Source organism: Thalassotalea euphylliae, from assembly GCF_003390375.1.
Classification (GTDB): Bacteria; Pseudomonadota; Gammaproteobacteria; order Enterobacterales; family Alteromonadaceae; genus Thalassotalea_F; species Thalassotalea_F euphylliae_A.
In genome coordinates this window covers 3,423,145-3,444,251 of the sequence record NZ_QUOT01000001.1, presented here as the reverse complement: position 1 = coordinate 3,444,251, position 21,107 = coordinate 3,423,145, and the positions used below count along the sequence as shown (strand labels likewise).

The window sequence follows — 21,107 nt, the reverse complement described above, 5'->3', positions numbered from 1 at the left end:
TTATTTTTTTATACCTTTAATAGCTAGTACGGTTCGATAAATCAGCTTATAAACGAACGAGGACTTTGCACGAAAATACAACTCAACCATGCTGATAGATTTATTCAATGGAATCACCTCATCACCTGCATTAGGAAGTGTTAATTTAGCTTTAAGTGCCAATAGTGTAAGCAAAGATTGATCATGGCGATGCTCAACAAATTCAACATCGTTATCTATACCAGTAACTTCATCATCAGTGACTAAAGCTCGATCAGTACATGCCGCTAACCACGCTTGTATAAATTCCCGATTCTTAGGTGAGTTTTTCCAAATAGAAAAAGTCGCCTGTATTTGTGGTTGTTCTCTATAACGACTTTGCTCACAGCCTAATTGCTGAAAAGCAAACTGTTTAGTCCATTTTTTATTCGCGCCATGCTCAGGTATGAATACCCCTGGAAACGAACCATATTGCTCGGCAAATTTAATCAATAATCTAGGGTAAATAAAGTGCTTGAAACGATAACCAAATCCGCAATCGTGATAAATAATAAGGTCGCCTTCTGGCACATTTTTCATACACTCAAGAATATAATATGGTTTCCACGCCCAGTAACCTGCACCACGCAGCTCATTCAAAATGTCTTTATTAGTTAAGTAAAATGTCGTCTGCTCTAAATCTTTTCGGCAATGATAGGTTATCGTTTTAGGCCGCAAAAATAGCTTTGCAAAAAGTCGGTTCAAAGGAATATTATTCTCAAACGTACCAGCAGCGTAGCTGACAAAGTGATTATTAACTTTCAAGTGCAGCGCCCCTTTGTTGATACCATACTTTCCAACTCAACATTGGCAGCGAACTTATAATACGAGCAACTATTAGCGCTTGAATCACTCCTAATAATGATTGTTCAAATTGCTGACTAAAAATCAAAAGAATCAATACGCCAGCTTCAATCAATAAACTTTTAGCTATAAATGCAAAGTCACTTTTCCCCATCAACAATATAATGTGTGCTTGATTTAGCGCAATTGTTAAAAAGTAACCCGACATCAACATTATTTCTTGTTGGGTGATAACAACGGCGGCTTGACTCCAAAGCAAAAACAATTGCTCACCATACAAATACGTCACAGCAAATAGCACTAAAGAAATAACACCAAATCCGATAGTAAGTACCAACTGCCACATACGAATCCAATTATATTCTTTTTGTTTATATGCATTGGTTAACAATGGCCAGAGTGGTGCTTGAATTGTCGCAAAGAAAGTACCAGCAATCGTAAAATAGCGAAAGGCAATGTCCAACTTAGCCATTTCAACTAAACTTGCGTCGATGACAAAAAATGACACTACACTTTTATTGGTTAGAACTGAAAGCTGAATAAATAAATTTGCAGAGCCAACACCAAAAAGAAGCTTTAATAACGCTTTTTTCGGGTTATAGGTATGTGTTAATGGCTTAACCTTAAACTTAGTATTAACCTGAAAGGTGTTAATTACTTTAATAATAAATAAAGGCAAATAAGTAACCACTATCGCCAAAGGCAATTTACTACTCTCGTGCCAGTTCATCTTTGCAATAACAAAAATACTTACAATGGTGATGGCATTCGCGCCTGAAAAATAAAGATTGTTTATATGTTGCTGGCCAACACCTTGTCTTACTGAGTCTGCTACTGAGTAATACATCACTAATAGAGACAACAGAAGTAATAATAATACGTCGTGAAGGTTAAAGTGTGACATTACCTGATGATTTAGCTGCACAAGCGTTAACACTGCCCCACCAACAACAGCTACCACAGCAATAAAAAATGTCACTTTCTTGGCTGCAAGATAAACCCGATGAGCTATTTGCGTAATACCATTTCTAGCAGTAATTCGAGTAACAGCAGGTGATAGGCTATTCGACAACCAAAACACCCAACCAATTGACGTTAAAAAGATTGCAAAAATGGCATACTTTTCAACACCTAAAAAAGCCATCAATAAAGGCAGTGAAAATACTTGATAACAAAAACTTACCACCTTCGACACCATCGAACTAGCAACAGCTTTTTTTAATATGCTTTTTCGATTGAGATGTTGCTGCAAGGAGAGTCCGTTCGGCTAAGGTTATGGTACAAGGCAAATTGCTCACCTTTTTTCAACCATAAATGATTTAATTAGTAGAGCAAAATCAATTGATTGTTGCTAATCATAACAATAAGATGCTTTGACAGACAACGCTGAGGAATCATTTTGTTTGCGCGGCCGAGCAATCAAAGCTTATTTTACTTATCTTTATCCATACTATTGATGCTAAGTTTTTTCAGCTTGGCAGACAGGCAACTTTCTCTTTTTCCAGAAAATTTATTACATAGCGTTGAACTAGAATACGGGGATGATGCTAAAGAACGTGTTACTCGTTGGCGTGATATCGTATCTGAATACCAAAACGACTCCGAAAAAGAAAAGCTTTACACCGTTAATCGTTTTTTCAACCAATTGCGCTTTGTTGATGACAACCAAGTGTGGGGACAAAAAGACTACTGGGCGACGCCGGTCGAGTTTTTAGGGAAGAACGCAGGCGATTGCGAAGACTTCAGTATCGCAAAATACTTTACGCTTACCGCGCTTGGTGTTCCAAAAGAAAAATTACGACTCATGTACGTGCAAGCACTATCGATCAAGCAAGCTCATATGGTGTTGGCCTATTTTGAAACACCCGATGCGATGCCGCTGCTTTTGGACAATTTGAATAAACGTATTTTACCCGCAAACTTAAGGCGTGACCTAAAACCAGTGTATAGCTTCAACGGTGATGGCCTATGGGCTGCAAAAGCTCAAGGACGTGGTAAAAAGCTAAGAAATACAGGACATGGCATGTGGGAAAACATGCTAGTTAGAATCGAACAAGGCAAATAACAACAATAAAGAAGAGATTGAAATGAGTTTATCTAAACAGCTTTATTTAGGATTAGCTTCAGTACTGCTATTGGTCTTTGCAGCGACATTGTGGATTAATGTCGCCAGCACCAAAGATTTTATTAGCCAGCAACTAGCGGTTCACGCACAAGACGCCGTCACTTCTTTAGGTCACACCATTCAAAGTGATTCTGAAGCTGCTAACGACCCGGAGTTGTATCAAGCTATCGCCGAGGTGAGAATTAACGTTATTTTCGATAGTGGTTATTACCAGTATATTCGCTTAACCGATCAACAATCAAAACTACTATACCAATTAGAAAATCCGAGTACTGATGAAAGTATTCCAGCTTGGTTTACCGCGATGTTCCCAATCCAAACACCTACTGGTAGTACTGAATTTTTGATCAATTGGCAAAGCCCTAGAACCATCACCTTGGCAACTCACCCTGGCTATGCTTATCAGCAGTTGTGGACGAGTGCTAAGGCAATATCAATAATGGTGTTTGGATTATTCTTGCTCACGGGTAGTCTAGTGTTTTGGCTACTAAAGACCATTACTAATGCAATTCATCGCGCTGCTAAACAAGCAGATGAAATTTGCCAAGGCAACTTTATTCAAGTTACTGATATTCCCAAACCTCGCGAACTTAGCTTATTTGTCAATGCGATGAATCGCATGTCATATATTCTAAAAAACATGTTTGCGGAGTTAAGTCAGCAAAGTGAGAAATACCGTCAATTTGCGTTTGTTGATGAGCTAACACAACTACCCAATCGAAGAGCTTTTAACAATCAGCTTTCAGCTTTATTTACCGCACAAGAAGCCAGTTCAGAGGGACACCTGCTGATTATCCACTTAACAGGGCTAAGTGATGTGAATAAATCACTTGGCTATGCTGCTGGCGATGAGTACGTTAAACAAGCCGCCACTATATCAACTAAAATTACACATGATTCGCAAACGTTATTTCGAATCAGTGGTTCAGATCTCGCGGTAATTGCTAAAGGCACGAACCAATCAGAAATTCAGCAATTGGCAGAACAGCTAACTGAATATTTTAGTCAAGCCCCTAGTCGCCACAACGTTAGTGCCTTTGCTCATATTGGCGTTAGTGCCATTAATAGTAATGGATCTGCCACTGATGTACTTGCCGCAGCAGACAGTGCTTTAAAAGAAGCGACAACGAACGCAAACGGTTGGGCACTGGCTCAAGATATGGTAATCCCTCAAGAAAACCTTGATTGGCAAGCCTATGTTCAACAGTTATTGGCAGAGGAAACGTTAGATCTGGTTTTCCAACCTATTTGTGATAACGCAAAAAATACAAGTCAGCTTGAGGTATTCGCTAGGTTGTCAGATGCTAACCGCGAAGTTTCAATGGCACAGCTTTTTCTAGTCGCGGAAAAATATCAGCTGACTACCGAGCTTGATAAATTAATTATTGAGCAAGGCCTTAAAGCAGCACAGCAAAGTGACTTAACGCTAGCTCTTAATATCAGCCGCGCTTCATTGCGCAATGACGAGTTTATCAATTGGTTATTAGCTAAGCTCACAGCCCAGCCTCAATTGTGTGGCGCTTTGTGCTTTGAAATAAGTGAACAAAGCTTGCAGGCGAATGCGACAAGAATTATTCAGCTAATCAAGGCATTAAAACAACTTGGCTGCGCCATTACACTTGAACACTTCGGTGCAACAACTCAGTCGTTTTCTTTCTTGATGCAAATTAAACCTGATAATGTCAAAATTGATGGCAGCTACACCCAACAGCTCGCCCTTTCAAATGAAAATCAATTGTTTGTGCAGTCGCTAATCAATATTGCTCACAATCTCAATATAAAGGTAATTGCCGAGCTCATTGAAACACAACAGCAGCTAGATATTTTGCAGTCGCTATTTTGTGATTACTATCAAGGTTATTTTGTAGGCAAACCCGAAGCTAAATAAAGAAAACTTAAACATAGCTCAGACAATCTGTTGATTTTTTAAACATTCGTTTATAAAATTACGAGATGCTCTTTGCTTTATTAAGAGCAACGCTGGAGAAAAAGATGAAGAAAGCAATTTTAGGGACGACGCTATTTCTTGGTATTACCAGTATGGCAGTTGTAGCACAAGACAGTGCTGAATTAACCGACGCAACAGCGATCAATTGTAGTGATTTCACTTCGCCAATTGTCAGTGCTATTAACGAGCAAGCGAATTTAAATGAAGTATTAACTACATACTTAACCTCGTGTTCAAGCGTTGCCGATCAAATAATTGAAGTGGCGATTAACAACTCGCAACCAGAGCAACATCAAGCAATTATGCAAGCGGCGGCAGATACAAACTTGATGCAGCCAGCAGACATTTTGCTAGCAGCCATTGCAGGTGGTGGTGATCCAGCAACCCTTTCTGAGCCAACAGCAGCAGGAAACTCGGCAATTGTGCCAGCTTCTGCGGCAACAGCCCCGCCAGTTATTGGTGGCCGTAATGGCGGAACTGGTGATTCAACCGACGCAGCCTCTGCAAACTAATTTTGTCATTTTTAAAAAAGGCCCTAAACTGGGCCTTTTTTAATGCCCTCAATAAATAAAAGATTACTCTAGCATGGCTAATGTCCATTCTTTTTGCCTATACATTTTTTTAACTTTAGTGTTTTGGCTGCCAATACCGCTTGGCTCCAATCGACCATGGGCATGGGCAATCATGGCTGTGGTATCGTTTATCACACTTGCCGGATTGCTACTGGCAACTGCACTATCGAAGAATTCTAAAACTCACCTTTGGGAAAGTTTAAAACCCTATAAGCTATTATTATTGCCAATCATGCTATTTCAGGTATGGACGCTAGTACAATTAGTGCCTATGCCATTTGCAATAAGCAGTAACGGGGATCTCTTAGGGGAGCTTAGTTCCAATGCCAATATCATTTCATTAGATCCAAGCCAAGGTTTTTCAAGCCTGATCAAAGGAATGTCTTATCTATGCATTATGGTGTTAACAATAATACTGATTAACACTGAAAAACATATCAGGCTTTTACTTAAAGTCATGCTAGCCTCCGGCTTGTTTCAAGCCTGTTATGGCGTTATTAGTATCTACGCAGGACTCGAAGAATCGCTAGTATTTGAGCAACACATTAGCCACTATGCTACGGGCTCTTTTTACTATAAAAACCACTTTGCAAACTTCTTATTGTTAACCACAGCGACAAGCGTAGGCCTACTCGTTGCTAATTTGTCTAAAAATAGCGGTGCCTCAGTGAAACAGCGCTTAAAAAGCTTTTTATCAGCCATGATAAAAGGCAAAGCTGTTGTTAGAATTGCTCTTGCAATACTTGTTATTGGTCTTGTTGCATCTCGCTCTCGCATGGGTAATGCAGCATTTTTCGTTGCATTAACCATTACTGGGCTCTACGCATTGATTTATTTTAAGAATCGAACACCGAGCCTTTCTATATTGCTCGTCAGTTTATTTCTTATCGATACTTTTATACTTGGCGCTTGGTTTGGTGTGGATAAAGTTAAAGCTCATATTGAAAGCACTAGCTTCGCTCAGGAAAGCCGAGATGAAGTTAATATTTATGGACTAACATTACTTAAAGAAAGGCCGATTGTCGGGTATGGCGCAGGAAGTTTCTATACCGTGTTTCCTATGGTGCAAGGGGAAAAAGTAACAAGCTTTTACGATCATGCACATAATGACTACCTTCAATTTTCACTAGAATTTGGCATTCCTGCCACCTTGCTGCTCGGTATTACTGTGCTAATGAGTCTATGGCAATGTATGCAAGCTATGCGACAACGTAATCACGCGTTAATGAAAGGCGTTGCCTTTGGTTGCATGACTGCCATTATTGGCATGTTGATTCATATTAGCGTCGACTTTAATTTACAAGCACCAGCCAATACCGCTTATTTTGTAATTATTTTGACATTAGCATGGCAGTCGAGAAATATCGGGCAACGCACAAAGCTCCACTCCTCGCATAATTAGAGAAATAATCAGCTTTTCTGGAACTTATTAATGTGAACCAACTCTATTAAGCAGGTTGGTTAAAAAGTTATTCAATGTGGTACAAGGACGTAGCAAGGCACTAATTCTGTCAATAATTGCGCACTTTGCAATTATTGCTTCGCTGATATACTCGACGCAAAAAGTTCATCTCATTCGTCCGACAACCGAATCAGCAAAACCAGTTAAAAGTTACTTATATACTCTGCCCAAATCAAAGCCCGTTGCGTTAGAGTCAAAGCAGGTTGTGGAGCGAGTAAACGAAGTTTTAGAAAAATCGCAGGCCGAAGCCGAAGTTAAAGCAACGGACAATAACCAAGATGTAACAGTGTCACTTCATCAAAATAAGCAAAGCAATCACGATAGTTTATCAAAAATAGATGAAACAAATTTAATTGCAGAAGAGCCTCAAGCTTCTCCTCATCAACAACTGACTGATGGCCGAGTATTAACATCAGCACAAAGCAACCAGTCTATTCCAATTAACCCTATGAAGCAGCTTGAGAATATGCGTAAGAGCATAGATGCGGCCATAGTAGAAAGTGAATTGGCTGAACACTTTCAACACCGTTCACTTTCAAGCATGCACCCGAACCCCACATCAGTTCCAAAATCTGTGGTGCCACTTACTCAAGAGCAAGTTCGAGCAAGAAGCACACAACAACTCGATAATTCACTTTCAATGACAAAAACAGACGATGGTACATGTATCATCACTGAAGACCTCAGCAAAGTCGGCATTGAAGGCGTAACAGCAAAGTCATGGGCGCGTTGTGGTACAACAAAGATGCAGCGAATGTTTAGCGAACATATGAAGAAAGTCAGAGAAAAGCACTTCCCTGCTTCACGTTAAGACTTTTAATGTAATCAATGACTTTGGCGTCAAGCAAAATTTAATCATTTGAAAACATAAGGTTTTACTGCTAGCTTTTATTGCATCATGGATTAGATTAGAAGCTGTTGTGCACGATAACAATAAGGCTGCTCTATTTATTCTGGACGACAATGAGCAGTATGCAGAATTGTTAAAAGAGTTTGCCGAACAAGCCAATTGGCAAGCCGATTTTGAAACGAACGTTGTCAGTTTTCTCACGCAAGAGTTTCCTACATGCGATGCGCTTGTACTTGATCTATTTATGCCCGATTTCGATGGCATAGAGGTTATTCGCATGCTCGCCGATCGCGGGCACCGCCGCCCATTGATCTTAGTGAGCGGCTTTGATAAAAAAGTACTGCACTCTGCCGAACAATTAGCCAAAGCGCATGATATTGAAGTATTAGCAACATTAACTAAACCGATTGAAATGCAAAGCTTTATCGAGCTCCTCAATCGAGTGTCTGTTAGCCTTAATCAGCCCAAATATCCTAAAACCGTAAAACAGCAATACTCACCTGAAGAGATAGAAGCAGGGCTCAGAAATCATGAGTTCGTATTACACTACCAGCCACAGATATGCCTAACGACAAACAAAATCAACAGCGTTGAAGCGCTAGTAAGGTGGCAACACCCAAAAGATGGACTTGTCTACCCAGATCAGTTTATTAGCGTTGTAGAAAAGCACAATTTAATTGAGCTGATGACGCAAGAAATTCTAAACATTTCGGTTAAAGAAAGTAGCGCTGTTATTCAATCGAGCTTAGAAGTGTCTTTGTCTATAAATGTTTCGGCAGACAATATCATCGCTTTGAGCTTACCAGAGCAATTAAAAGCGCTAACCGACAAAAATCACCTAGCGCCTCATAATTTAACGCTGGAACTGACTGAAAGTGCGGTTATGGGTGAGTTAACGTCGTCGTTAGATGTGCTAAATCGTTTACGAATGAAAGGCTTTCACCTATCCATAGATGATTTTGGTACGGGGTATTCATCACTTCAGCAGCTTTATCAAGCGCCATTTACTGAGCTGAAAATTGATCGTCAGTTCGTTTCTAGCATGCTGTTTGATGAAGAGGCGATGATCATTGTTAAGATCTGCATCATGTTAGGTAAAATGTTGAACATGAATATTGTTGCAGAAGGTGTCGAAAACCTTGAAACACTTCATGAGCTTCAACATTTAGGCTGTAACTTTGCGCAAGGTTATGCCATCGCAAAGCCAATGGCCGTTAACGATCTTATCCGCTGGGCAGAGCAGTGGTAAACTAACGTTTCTATTCAAATAGCCGTTACTTCCATTGAAACCCATGAAATACATTAATATACATTTCTTCAACCTTGGCTCGCGCCCAAGGCGTTTTGCGTAAAAACTTCAAGCTAGATTTAACCGAAGGGTCGTTAGTAAAACAGCGAATATCCACGTTTTGCCCCATTGCTTCCCAGCCGATTTCAGCGACTAGCTCGTTGATGATGCTTTCCAGTTTTTTACCATGCAATGGGTTATTAGGTTGATGATTCATACGTTACTGCCAAAGTTTTGCGCTGCTAAAAGTAGCAACCGAAAGTAGAGTGTCGAAAGTAAAGCGTTATCATACCATGTTAGCCTTCGGTTGCTGGACTGATATTTATCGATCGTATTCAAGCTCTTGACTGCGCTCATTTGGCGTTACTCGCCCTTTTTCCATCGCAGCTAGCATGTGCAGTAAAGCAGGGCTGGTTTTACCATTGACGGCAAGAAAATAAGAATGCCCTTTGGGTTTATCAAAGGTGTTATTAAAATCGTCGCAATCAACCTCGAAAACGTTTTTCGGCAATACTTCCATATTTTCCGGGCCTGTCATGCCAAGCCGCCGTGATACCGTTTTATTTTTCAAGTTGGCCAGCTTGCTCGCCGGCATTGCTAAATCGTCGTTGGCGTAATAAACCACTAGGTTTCGGCAGGCATAGGGCACCAATTCAGCCGCCTCACCCGGCTCCAAGCAATGATTTATAACATCAGCAGCCACCATAAAAATATTGCGAAAAATTTGTGGTACTTGCCCCGTATGATCATGCTTACCCCAGGTTGCGATAGCATTGCGTAGCACTCTATTCCCCATTGAATGCGCCAAGATGTTGATTCGACGCGTACAAGGATTAGGCTTGGTAGCTTCGGCTTTACGCCAGTTATCGAATTTAGTCAGCATGCGAGCAAATGCTATACCACTGGCATCAGCGGCCTTTTGATCATCCCAGTAATCATCGATAAACGCTGCGGGAGAATCGTCGTCACACGGCCACATTAGTGGCACCACATGAGCAAAATTAGAACCTCTTTCCTGATCAATAAGCCGTTGCAACTCCTCGGCATTAGGAAAGATGTCTGGCTCAGCAGTATTATTAAAGCCGTGGATATAAAGCAACACTTGTGTATTATTTGGTAGGTTTTTCAGACGTTCGAAAAATGCAGGGCTACCAATTTCGGTATAATCATCAACGCCATTTCGCTCGCAGAAATACATATCAAGACTGGCTCTAGTCTTCTGCACTGGAAACGATATTTTTCGATTACGCTTACTTCGTTGTGATTCTTTCGGTGTGCGGTTAGTTGCAAATAGCATATTAGTCACCTTGTGCTCAATTAACAGTGAAGTCGCAGAATGTGAAAATAAGCTAACTACTGCTAGATACGTCAGGAAGACTCAACTTCCCTTTCTAAATTAGACTATCCCTAATTTTCTTATTCTTGGTGTACTACACTTCAAAGCCTAGAGAGTGCTGCTGATTTGTCAAACCAAGCACTAATGCTGCCCCGAAAGCTCACAAACCGAGCTAGCAATTTATCTGTAGTTATTAAATCCTTTAATTTATCCCAACTCAGCCCTAAACATTGGAATAAGTGAAACAACCAGCAAACTCGCCATCACTCGATTAAACCAAGCGATAAACAAAGGTTTTTGCAAAATATCTTTCAAGCCCGCACCAGCGGCCATCCAAGTAAAAGAACAAGGTAGTCCGAACAAAAAGTAAATTGAGGCAATAACCGTGAGGTTATCAATGGTAGAGCTTTCCACTGATGAGAAAGTCACTATCGCTGATACCGCCATTATCTAAGCTTTAGGATTCACCCATTGAAAAGCCGCAGCTTGTATAAAAGATAAAGGCTTGGCTTGTAAGTGGCTTTGTGACTGGGCTTCGGCAGTCACTGGCGTCGTCGCAATTTTATAAGCCAAATAAATAAGGTAACTTGCCCCTAGCAACTTCATCGCCATAAACAATGAAGGTAAGGCCTGAAATAGCGAAAGCAAGCCAATACCGACGCCGACAATCATTAATGGAAAGCCTAAATTGATGCCTAGCATATGCGGCACCGTATTTTTGATGCCAAAATTCAGTCCAGAACTTAGCAGCATGATATTGTTTGGACCGGGTGTTCCTGACGTAGATAAGACAAAGAGTATCAATGCAAAAATTTCCATATGATTAGCCCTGTTCACTTAATGTCCGAATAGAGCTATCTTTACTTAAAACAGTGAAACCTTACATATACAAATAAAACAAAATTCAACTTACACAGTTGTCATCGAAGTTGTTCATAAACTACGTTGATTCAGTTTTCTATGCCGTTACTTGCAAAATAACCGACTGTGCTTTTTCGGTGTAGCGCTCCATCTGATGAAAGTTTAAGTAACGAAAGGTGTCTGCCGCCGTAGCGTCTATTTGCCTAGCATACTCAAAGTACTCAGCAGGAGTGGGCAATTTACCCAAAATCGCGCCAACCGCAGCAAGCTCAGCGGAGGTAAGGTAAACATTAGCGCCTGTGCCTAAACGGTTAGGAAAGTTGCGGGTTGAAGTTGACAATACTGTCGCGTTATCAGCAACGCGTGCTTGGTTGCCCATACACAGCGAGCAGCCAGGCGTTTCAATGCGAACACCTGCTTTACCATAAATAGAATAGTAACCCTCTTCGGTCAGTTGATCGCGGTCCATTTTCGTAGGAGGTGCTACCCACATTCTGGTACTTAAAACGCCCCCCGTAGCACTCATATAGCTATCGAGTAGCTTACCTGCTGCGCGAAAATGACCAATATTGGTCATACAAGAGCCAATAAACACTTCATCAACACTGTCACCCGCTACCTCTGACAGGCGCTTGGCATCGTCGGGGTCATTTGGGCAGCAGACAATCGGTTCAGTAATTTCAGTTAAGTCTATCTCCAAAATATGGGCGTATTCGGCATCGCTGTCGGCACTCATCAGTGATGGACTCGCTAGCCAACCTTCCATATCGCTTATTCTTCGCTCTATAGTGCGTACATCACCATAGCCCTCGCTAATCATCCATTTGAGCATAACGATATTAGACGCTAGATACTCCTTAACTGCTTCTTCTTCCAGCTTAATAGTGCAGCCTGCCGAGGAGCGCTCAGCCGAGGCATCGGAAAGCTCAAAGGCTTGCTCTACCGTTAACCCAGTTAAGCCCTCAATCTCCAAAATACGGCCAGAAAATTCGTTGACTTTTCCGGCTTTTTCTACCGTTAGCAGACCCGCTTTAATACCGAAATAAGGAATAGCGTGTACTAAGTCACGCAAGGTAATACCCGGTTGCATTTTACCTTTAAAACGCACTAATACAGACTCTGGCATATCTAGTGGCATTACCCCAGTCGCAGCCGCAAAAGCCACTAAACCAGAGCCTGCTGGAAATGAAATGCCAAGCGGAAAACGCGTGTGAGAGTCGCCACCCGTGCCAACGGTATCGGGCAACAGCATACGATTTAGCCAAGAATGGATCACGCCGTCACCTGGACGCAGCGACACACCTCCGCGGTTCATCATAAAGTCAGGTAAGGTATGATGAGTGTGCACATCGACAGGTTTAGGATAAGCAGAGGTGTGACAAAATGACTGCATGGTAAGGCCGGCCGAGAAGCCTAAACAGGCGAGATCCTTTAACTCGTCGCGCGTCATTGGCCCTGTAGTATCTTGCGAGCCAACGGTTGTCATTCTCGGCTCGCAATATTGGCCAGCTCTTACCCCTTGTACACCACAGGCTTTGCCCACCATTTTCTGTGCTAACGTAAAACCTTTGCTTGATGTTGCCGCGTCTATCGGCTTTGCGAACAAGTCAATGTCACCTAAACCCAGTGCTTCGCGAGCGCGATTGGTTAACCCTCGTCCAATAATCAACGGAATGCGGCCGCCTGCTCGCACTTCATCAAGCAATACGGGACTGAGTTCAAACTCCGCGATAATCTCGCCTGTGCTATTTTTGACAACGCCTTCGTAGGGGTAAATATCAATCACATCACCCATATGCATTTTCTGAACATCTAACTCGATTGGCAATGCGCCAGAATCTTCCATAGTATTGTAAAAAATTGGCGCAATTTTACCGCCCAAACACACGCCACCAGTGCGCTTGTTCGGCACATAAGGAATATCTTCTCCCATAAACCAAAGCACAGAATTTGTGGCTGATTTACGCGATGAACCAGTACCGACGACATCACCGACATAGGCTAGCGGTATGCCGTCTTTCAGCATTGCTTCAATTTGTCTGATGGGGCCAGTAGTCCCCGGTTCATCTGGAGTAATACCATCACGTGCCATTTTCAGCATGGCCTTGGCATGAACAGGAATATCAGGGCGCGACCAAGCATCTGGCGCAGGGGACAGATCGTCGGTATTGGTTTCACCAGTCACTTTAAACACTTTTACTGTGATTTTTTCTGCAACAGCTGGCTTTGACGTAAACCACTCGCCTGCGGCCCATGATTGCATCACCGCTTCTGCGGCTTGATTGCCCGATTCTGCTTTCTCTTTCACGTCAAAAAAAGCATCAAACATTAGCAGGGTTTTCTTCAACCCAGCAGCGGCTATCTCTGACAGTTTATGATCGTCAAGTAGGTCAATCATCGGCTGAATGTTGTACCCACCTAGCATAGTGCCCAATAATTCAGTGGCATGCTCTGCAGAAATGATTGGTGAATGTGTTTCGCCTTTCGCTACGGCTGCCAAAAAGCTCGCTTTAACATAGGCGGCTTCATCAACGCCTGGAGGTATACGATTAGACAAGAGGTCGACTAAAAAAGCCTCTTTGCCTTCAGGAGGTGTTTTAACTAACTCAATTAATACTGCCGTTTGTTCTGCATCTAATGGTTTCGGAGTAACCCCTTGTGCAGCGCGTTCTGCCACGTGATTGCGATATTCTTCAAGCACAATATTCCCCTCTCGCTTGGCGCAACCTAGTTCTAATAAATACGCCAATCGAAGAGGCGTTTGAGTGCTAGGTATCTTTTATGATTTATCTCTGCTGAGTTTAGTTGATAGCTACTTAAACGCTAAAGTCAGAAGACAAATTATCAACATCCTATAAACCTAAAATATAACCAAGCTCCAATGAATTAGACTTTGGTATAAGTAAATGTAAGCTTGCGAATGAACTCTGCGACAATTGACTAATTGGCGTCACTTATTACCTGACTCTGTCTATTTGGCAAATACTTAAAGCCATATTTAGCAGCCCTCATAACTACTATAATTAAAATTTCTAACTCTCATAAATCATATAAATGCCACTTATTTCAGCAAATGATTACTCGTCGCCAAAAAATCAGGTAAAATACCGTCCGAAATAATCATACTAATACCCGTCAATTAGCATTTTTTAATCAAAGTGAGTATCACATGAGCTTGTATTCAGAATATTTAGCGGAAATCAAAAGCCGTAAAGAAGAGCTTGGTCTTGCACCTAAGCCAATTGATAGCGCTGAGCTATTAGCGGAAATTATCGAACAGATTAAAGATCAAGATAATGCACACCGTGAAGAATCATTAAACTTCTTCATCTACAACACGCTACCGGGCACAACCAGTGCTGCAGGTACCAAAGCAAAATTCCTAAAAGAAATCATCCTAAGTCAAGTAACCGTTGCCGAGATCACACCTGAGTTCGCATTCGAACTACTTTCGCACATGAAAGGTGGTCCTTCAATTGAAGTACTTCTTGACCTTGCATTAGGTGACGATGCTTCAGTTTCTGCGCCAGCGGCAGACGTATTAAAAACACAAGTATTCTTATACGACGCTGACACGGCTCGTTTAGCTGATGCAAACAAGGCAGGTAACGCAGTAGCTAAAGACATTTTAGAAAGCTACGCAAAAGCTGAATTCTTCACAAAATTACCTGAAGTTTCAGAGAAAATTGACGTAGTAACCTACGTAGCTGGTGTTGGTGATATCTCTACCGACTTACTATCGCCTGGTCACCAATCTCACTCACGCGCTGACCGTGAATTACACGGCCAATGTATGATTACGCCTGAAGCACAACAAGAAATCGTTGCACTTCAAAAAGAGCACCCTGGTAAAAAAGTCATGCTAGTTGCTGAAAAAGGCACTATGGGTGTTGGCTCATCACGTATGTCTGGTGTAAACAACGTAGCACTTTGGGCGGGTGAGCAAGCTTCTCCATACGTACCGTTTATCAACATTGCACCAGTAGTTGCAGGTACTAACGGTATTGCACCAATTTTCTTAACAACAGTTGATGTAACTGGTGGTATTGGTCTTGACCTTAAGAACTGGGTGAAGAAAGTAGGCGCTGACGGTAACACGGTTACTGACGCAAATGGCGACCCAGTATTAGAAGAGGCCTACTCTGTCGCTACAGGTACAGTGCTGACTATCGATACTAGAGCTAAGAAATTATTCAGCGGCAGCGAAGAAGTTGCTGACGTTGCTTCTGCATTCACACCACAAAAGCAAGAGTTCATGAAAGCGGGTGGTTCTTACGCAGTGACTTTTGGTAAGAAGTTACAAACGTTCGCTGCCCAAGCGTTAGGTGTAGATGCACCTGTTGTATACGCAGCGGCAAAAGAAATATCTCACGAAGGTCAAGGCTTAACGGCTGTTGAGAAAATCTTCAACCGTAACGCGGTAGGTGTTGCATCTGATGCACCATTACACGCTGGTTCTAACGTACGTGTGAAAGTAAACATCGTAGGTTCTCAAGATACGACAGGTCCTATGACATGTCAGGAATTAGAAGCGATGGCTGCTTCTACAATTTCTCCACTTGTTGACGGTGCATTCCAATCAGGTTGTCACACGGCATCAGTATGGGACAGCAAAGCAAAAGCTAACACGCCTAAGTTAATGGCGTTTATGAACGCATTCGGTGTAATCACAGCCCGTGACCCGAAAGGCGTTTACCACTCAATGACTGACGTTATTCACAAAGTATTGAACGACATTACTGTTGACGATCGCGCTATCATCATAGGCGGTGACTCACATACGCGTATGTCTAAAGGTGTAGCATTCGGTGCTGACTCAGGTACAGTAGCGATTGCACTTGCCACAGGTGAGTCTGCAATGCCAATTCCAGAATCAGTAAAAGTTACCTTCAAAGGTAAAATGGCTGATCACATGGACTTCCGTGACATCGTTCACGCTACGCAAGCACAAATGCTTAAGCAGTTCGAAGGTGAAAACGTATTCCAAGGTCGCGTAATCGAAGTACACATTGGTACTTTATTAGCAGACCAAGCGTTCACGTTCACTGACTGGACAGCTGAAATGAAGGCAAAAGCATCTGTTTGTATCTCAAACGATGAAACATTAATTGAGTCTATCGAGCTTGCGAAGAGCCGTATCCAAATCATGATCGACAAAGGTATGGATAACGAAGCGCAAACATTAGCTGGTCTTATCAAGTTGGCTGATGAGCGTATCGCTGGTATTAAGTCTGGCGAAACACCTGCGCTAGCACCAGATGAAAACGCTAAGTACTACGCAGAAGTTGTTGTAGATTTAGACACAATCGTTGAACCAATGATTGCTGATCCAGACGTTAACAACGAAGACGTTTCTAAGCGTTACACGCACGATGTGATTCGCCCAGTTTCATTCTATAACGATCGCCCAGTTGATTTAGGCTTTGTTGGTTCTTGTATGGTTCACAAAGGTGATATGCAAATTATCGCGCAGATGTTCCGTAACTTAGAGAAGCAAAACGGTTCAATTGAATTCAATGCACCACTTGTTGTTGCTCCACCAACGTACAACATCGTTGATGAGTTAAAAGCTGAAGGTGATTGGGATATCTTAGCTAAGTACTCTGGCTTCGTATTTGACGATGAAAATCCGAAAGGTGAAGCACGTAAGAGCTATGAAAACATCTTATACCTAGAGCGCCCAGGCTGTAACTTATGTATGGGTAACCAAGAAAAAGCAGAACCAGGTGACACGGTAATCGCTACTTCTACTCGCCTATTCCAAGGTCGCGTAGTAGCAGACAGCGCAGAGAAGAAAGGTGAATCGTTACTAGGTTCAACACCACTAGTAGTACTTTCAACTATCTTAGGTCGTTTCCCGACTATGGATGAGTACACAGCGGCTGTAGAAGGTATCGACCTAACACGTTTCGCGCCACCTACTGAAGCGATGACAACACCAGCTTCTGGTGCAGTTGCAGTTAAGATTGCTGATCCGAGCTAATCAGCTAGCATAGCTTTTAAACTAGAGACTAAAAGGGCTGCTTAATAGCAGCCCTTTTTCTTGTCTGTGGTCTAGAAGAGCTTAGATAAAACCCTGCTAATGGGCTTACGGACAGCTAATCTCCACCGTCAATGAAGGGAAGATATAGTTAGGTTTAGCATTGCGATCGTCAAAGCTCTCCACTCCTTCTAAGTACTTAATGCTATAGCCCATATCGCCACAAATACGCTTTGCCTTTCGAGTGGTAAATAAATTCATGCGTTCAAATGAAACACCACCTAAGCGCGCTACTTCCAAGTAATATTGCTTATCGGTTTGTTTGACGAGTTTAAACTGCACGCGGTGATCGAAGTCAGTTTCAAATTGGCCTTTTTGGTGCTGTGCATTCGCTTGGCTGTGAACTGTAGCCAGAATAAAGAAGGCGAAAACCGGCTTCATGCAACAATAAAATGCTTTCAAAATGATATCCTTACAAGAGGGTAATTTACCTAGTGTAAAAGCTAGGCACAAAAAAGCCAGCGATAAACGCTGGCTTTAATCATCTTGGTAAAAGTAAGCTTAGCTAATTACTTTTTCTTTTTAACTGCTTTGGCATTTGGTAGGTCAGTGATTGAACCTTCAAATACTTCTGCCGCTAAACCGATAGACTCGTTTAGTGTTGGGTGAGCGTGAATCGTTAATGCAACGTCTTCCGCGTCAGCGCCCATTTCAACCGCTAAACAGATTTCACCTAACATTTCACCAGCATTGATACCAACAATCGCACCACCAAGTACACGGCCTGATTCTTTTTCAAAAATCAGCTTGGTTTTACCTTCTGTACGAGCTGATGCAATAGCACGGCCTGATGCAGCCCATGGGAAGTTAGCCACTTCAATGTTTAAGCCTTGCTCTTTCGCTTCACCTTCAGTCACACCTACCCATGCAATTTCTGGATCTGTGTAAGCAATTGAAGGGATACAACGTGGTTCAAATACGTGTTTTTGACCAGCAATCACTTCTGCCGCAACGTGTGCTTCGTGCACGGCTTTGTGGGCAAGCATTGGTTGACCAACAACATCACCAATCGCGAAAATGTTGCTGACGTTAGTGCGAAGCTCGTTAGATACATTGATAAAGCCGCGCTCATCAACATTAACGCCGGCTTGATCAGCTGCAACTAAGTGACCGTTTGGCTTACGACCAACAGCTACTAAGATCTTGTCGTAACGCACTTGGCCTTCTGGTGCGTTTTTACCTTCAAACGTTACGTATAAACCATCGTCTTTTGCTTCAACCGCAGTCACTTTGGTAGAAAGCATGATGTCTTTGAAACGCTTCTTGTTGTGCTTGGTGTAGATTTTCACCATGTCAGTATCAGCTGCAGGTACTAGCTGATCAGCAAACTCAACAACCGACACATTAGCGCCTAATGAGCTGTAAACAGTACCCATTTCTAGGCCGATAATACCGCCACCTAGCACTAACATCTCTTCTGGAATGTCTTTGAGCTCTAACGCACCTGTCGAGTCGATAACACGTGGATCATCATTTGGAATAAATGGCAGGTCAACCACTGAAGAGCCACAGGCGATAATCGCGTTGTCGAACGAAATCGTTTTCGTACCTTCTTCCGTTTCAACTGCGATAGTTTTATCAGAAGTGAATTTACCGTATCCGTAAACAGTTGTTACTTTACGTTGCTTAGCCATACCGCCCAAGCCGCCAGTTAACTGCGCAACTACGCTGTCTTTCCAGCTACGGATTTTGTCTAAATCAATTTCCGGCTTACCAAAGCTCACACCGTGAGAAGCCATATCAGCCGCATCGTCAATAACTTTAGCAACGTGAAGTAGTGCTTTAGATGGGATACAACCAACGTTTAAACAAACGCCACCTAATGTTTTGCGGCTTTCGACTAATACTACGTCTAAACCTAAGTCCGCTGCACGGAACGCGGCTGAGTAGCCACCAGGTCCGGCACCTAAAACTACTACCTGAGTTTTAATTTCGTTGCTCATGCTAACCTCAAAGTTATGTTTGGTTGACTAACGACATTTCTAGCTTGTTTATCTGCCTGTCGTTAATGAAATTCTTGTAATTTATGACGCGAAGTTTACTGAAAATATAGGCACTTCGCTATCAATTAATCAATATCTTAGCAAAATAATAAGAGCCTCTAATGAGGCTCTTAAATCAATGTGCTTACAGCACTAATTTACGAATGTCTGACATTACCGACGACAGCTGTACGGCAAAGCGTGCAGCGACTGCGCCATCAATCACACGATGGTCGTACGATAGCGATAATGGCAACATTAAGCGTGGGATAAACTCTTTGCCATTCCACTTCGGTTTCATCTCAGATTTCGAAACACCGAGAATAGCAACGTCTGGCGCGTTAACAATTGGTGTAAACGCTGTACCGCCGATACCACCTAAGCTTGAAATAGTGAAACAGCTGCCTTGCATATCGGCCGCTTTAAGCTTGCCTTCACGTGCTTTAACACTAATTTCTAGTAGCTCTTTTGATAGCTCGTAAATGCCTTTTTTATCAACATCGCGTACTACCGGTACCACTAAGCCATTAGGCGTATCAACAGCAACACCGATGTGGAAATATTTCTTCATGATCAGGTGTTCGCCGTCTTCACTCAAGCTTGAGTTGAATACCGGATATGCCGCTAAAGCATTAGCAACCGCTTTCATAATGAACACAAGCGGCGTGATCTTAAAGCCCATTTTCTGCTTTTCACAAATCACGTTTTGCTCTTTACGGAAAGCTTCAACGTCTGTGATATCAGCTTCTTCAAACTGAGTAACATGCGGAATAGTCACCCAGTTGCGGTGTAAGTTTGGACCAGAAATTTTCTGAATGCGCGTTAACGCGACTTCTTCCACTTCACCAAACTTACTGAAATCAACTTTAGGTTGCGCAATCACTTGCAAGCCACCTTCGCCTTTACCGACTGAACTGCCAGCATTAGCTTTCGGGCGAGATAACTCGTATTTTACGTAAGACTGCACGTCTTCTTTTAAAATACGACCTTTGCGACCAGTCCCTTTAACAAGCATTAAATCAATACCAAATTCACGTGCTAAACGGCGAATTGACGGTGAAGTATAAACTTTACCTGTTGATTTAAAGTCGCCTGCATGCGGATGATGCGGCACTGGTGCAGCTTTTGGTGCCGCTGCTGATTTTTCAGGAACAGGCGCTGATGCAGGCTCGGCTTTTGGCTCTGCGGCTGGCTGTGAAATAGCAGCAGGTGCGCCGCTATTGGTTTCTAGCTTTATCACTAGTGAACCTTGGCCTACTTTGTCGCCGGTACTGACCAATACTTCTTTAACGATACCCGCTTCTGGTGACGGCACATCCATTGTAGCTTTATCAGTTTCAAGTGTGATCAAACCATCTTCTGCTGCAACTTCATCACCCACAGAGATAAGTACGTCAATCACATCGACTTCGCCGTCTTGGCCGATATCAGGCACAGCAACATCAATCACTTCGCTGCCGCCAGGCGCTGGTGCTGCCGCTTCTGCTTGAGGCGCGGCTGCTTCAGTTTGCTCAGGAGCTTCTACCGCAGCAGGCTCAGTAGCTGGCGCTTCGCTTGAAGCTTCGCCAGCAACTTTGATTTCACCGATGACATCGCCCTCTTTGATCTTGTCGCCAACATTTACGGTTAGTGCGACAAGCTCGCCTGCCATTGGCGCAGGGATATCCATTGATGCTTTGTCAGTTTCAACGGTGACAATACCATCTTCAGCTTCCAGCATATCGCCAACAGCAAAGCCAATTTCAATCACTTCAACTTCATCGCCACCAACATCAGGGACAAGAATTTTTTGAACGTCAGACATAGTTGTTCTCCTCTATC

Annotated in this window: 17 protein-coding genes; 7 read left to right on the top strand and 10 right to left on the bottom strand. The window is 42.6% G+C overall.

From position 1 onward, the window contains the following. Both DXX94_RS15115 and DXX94_RS15110 read right to left on the bottom strand, forming a co-directional pair. Complete coding sequence (locus DXX94_RS15115) at window positions 1–783, bottom strand: hypothetical protein (protein WP_116017151.1); 783 nt, start codon at window positions 781–783, stop codon at window positions 1–3. Continuing rightward, window positions 773–2,008, bottom strand: coding sequence for a hypothetical protein (locus DXX94_RS15110; RefSeq protein ID WP_147302299.1), 1,236 nt, complete (start codon window positions 2,006–2,008; stop codon window positions 773–775). The genes DXX94_RS15115 and DXX94_RS15110 overlap by 11 nt, the downstream gene beginning before the upstream one ends. Before the next feature lie 288 nt (window positions 2,009–2,296). Here DXX94_RS15110 and DXX94_RS15105 point away from each other — a divergent pair, with 288 nt between their 5' ends. From DXX94_RS15105 to DXX94_RS15080, 6 genes are all read left to right on the top strand, one after another. Then, on the top strand, window positions 2,297–2,887 hold the full coding sequence (locus tag DXX94_RS15105; protein ID WP_309545222.1) for a transglutaminase-like cysteine peptidase: 591 nt from the start codon (window positions 2,297–2,299) through the stop codon (window positions 2,885–2,887). Window positions 2,888–2,909: 22 nt separating this feature from the next. Beyond that, complete coding sequence (locus tag DXX94_RS15100) at window positions 2,910–4,835, top strand: bifunctional diguanylate cyclase/phosphodiesterase (protein ID WP_116017147.1); 1,926 nt, start codon at window positions 2,910–2,912, stop codon at window positions 4,833–4,835. Between the two features lie 104 nt (window positions 4,836–4,939). Beyond that, on the top strand, window positions 4,940–5,407 hold the full coding sequence (locus DXX94_RS15095; protein ID WP_116017145.1) for a hypothetical protein: 468 nt from the start codon (window positions 4,940–4,942) through the stop codon (window positions 5,405–5,407). Between the two features lie 73 nt (window positions 5,408–5,480). Beyond that, window positions 5,481–6,869: an O-antigen ligase family protein gene (locus DXX94_RS15090; protein WP_116017143.1), complete on the top strand. Its 1,389-nt coding sequence runs from the start codon at window positions 5,481–5,483 to the stop codon at window positions 6,867–6,869. Window positions 6,870–7,134: 265 nt separating this feature from the next. Beyond that, window positions 7,135–7,740, top strand: a complete 606-nt coding sequence (locus DXX94_RS15085; RefSeq protein ID WP_147302298.1) for a hypothetical protein — start codon at window positions 7,135–7,137, stop codon at window positions 7,738–7,740. 109 nt (window positions 7,741–7,849) lie between these two features. Continuing rightward, window positions 7,850–9,028, top strand: coding sequence for an EAL domain-containing response regulator (locus DXX94_RS15080; protein WP_116017139.1), 1,179 nt, complete (start codon window positions 7,850–7,852; stop codon window positions 9,026–9,028). A gap of 25 nt (window positions 9,029–9,053) precedes the next feature. Here DXX94_RS15080 and DXX94_RS15075 read toward each other — a convergent pair whose 3' ends face one another. The 5 genes from DXX94_RS15075 to acnB all read right to left on the bottom strand — a co-directional run bounded on the left by DXX94_RS15075 (window position 9,054) and on the right by acnB (window position 13,965). Continuing rightward, complete coding sequence (locus tag DXX94_RS15075; RefSeq protein WP_116001239.1) at window positions 9,054–9,284, bottom strand: VF530 family DNA-binding protein; 231 nt, start codon at window positions 9,282–9,284, stop codon at window positions 9,054–9,056. Between the two features lie 105 nt (window positions 9,285–9,389). After that, window positions 9,390–10,364: an alpha/beta hydrolase gene (locus DXX94_RS15070; protein ID WP_116017137.1), complete on the bottom strand. Its 975-nt coding sequence runs from the start codon at window positions 10,362–10,364 to the stop codon at window positions 9,390–9,392. A 246-nt stretch (window positions 10,365–10,610) separates the two neighbouring features. Continuing rightward, window positions 10,611–10,850, bottom strand: coding sequence for a hypothetical protein (locus tag DXX94_RS19575; RefSeq protein WP_258872186.1), 240 nt, complete (start codon window positions 10,848–10,850; stop codon window positions 10,611–10,613). 3 nt (window positions 10,851–10,853) lie between these two features. Next, window positions 10,854–11,222, bottom strand: coding sequence for a LysE family translocator (locus DXX94_RS19570; RefSeq protein WP_258872185.1), 369 nt, complete (start codon window positions 11,220–11,222; stop codon window positions 10,854–10,856). 139 nt (window positions 11,223–11,361) lie between these two features. Beyond that, window positions 11,362–13,965 carry a bifunctional aconitate hydratase 2/2-methylisocitrate dehydratase gene (gene acnB / locus DXX94_RS15060; RefSeq protein WP_116017135.1) on the bottom strand — a complete coding sequence of 868 codons (2,604 nt, stop codon included), beginning with the start codon at window positions 13,963–13,965 and terminating at the stop codon, window positions 11,362–11,364. 468 nt (window positions 13,966–14,433) lie between these two features. Here acnB and DXX94_RS15055 point away from each other — a divergent pair, with 468 nt between their 5' ends. After that, window positions 14,434–17,247, top strand: a complete 2,814-nt coding sequence (locus DXX94_RS15055) for a bifunctional aconitate hydratase 2/2-methylisocitrate dehydratase (protein WP_116017133.1) — start codon at window positions 14,434–14,436, stop codon at window positions 17,245–17,247. 105 nt (window positions 17,248–17,352) lie between these two features. On the opposite strand, the gene DXX94_RS15050 is transcribed toward DXX94_RS15055, so the two are convergent. From DXX94_RS15050 to aceF, 3 genes are all read right to left on the bottom strand, one after another. Then, window positions 17,353–17,685: a hypothetical protein gene (locus DXX94_RS15050; RefSeq protein ID WP_116017131.1), complete on the bottom strand. Its 333-nt coding sequence runs from the start codon at window positions 17,683–17,685 to the stop codon at window positions 17,353–17,355. A 128-nt stretch (window positions 17,686–17,813) separates the two neighbouring features. Next, window positions 17,814–19,247: a dihydrolipoyl dehydrogenase gene (lpdA, locus tag DXX94_RS15045; protein WP_116017129.1), complete on the bottom strand. Its 1,434-nt coding sequence runs from the start codon at window positions 19,245–19,247 to the stop codon at window positions 17,814–17,816. A gap of 184 nt (window positions 19,248–19,431) precedes the next feature. Next, a complete protein-coding gene (aceF, locus tag DXX94_RS15040) occupies window positions 19,432–21,090 on the bottom strand; it encodes a dihydrolipoyllysine-residue acetyltransferase (RefSeq protein ID WP_116017127.1) in 1,659 nt (552 codons plus the stop codon). Window positions 21,091–21,107: the final 17 nt, after the last annotated feature.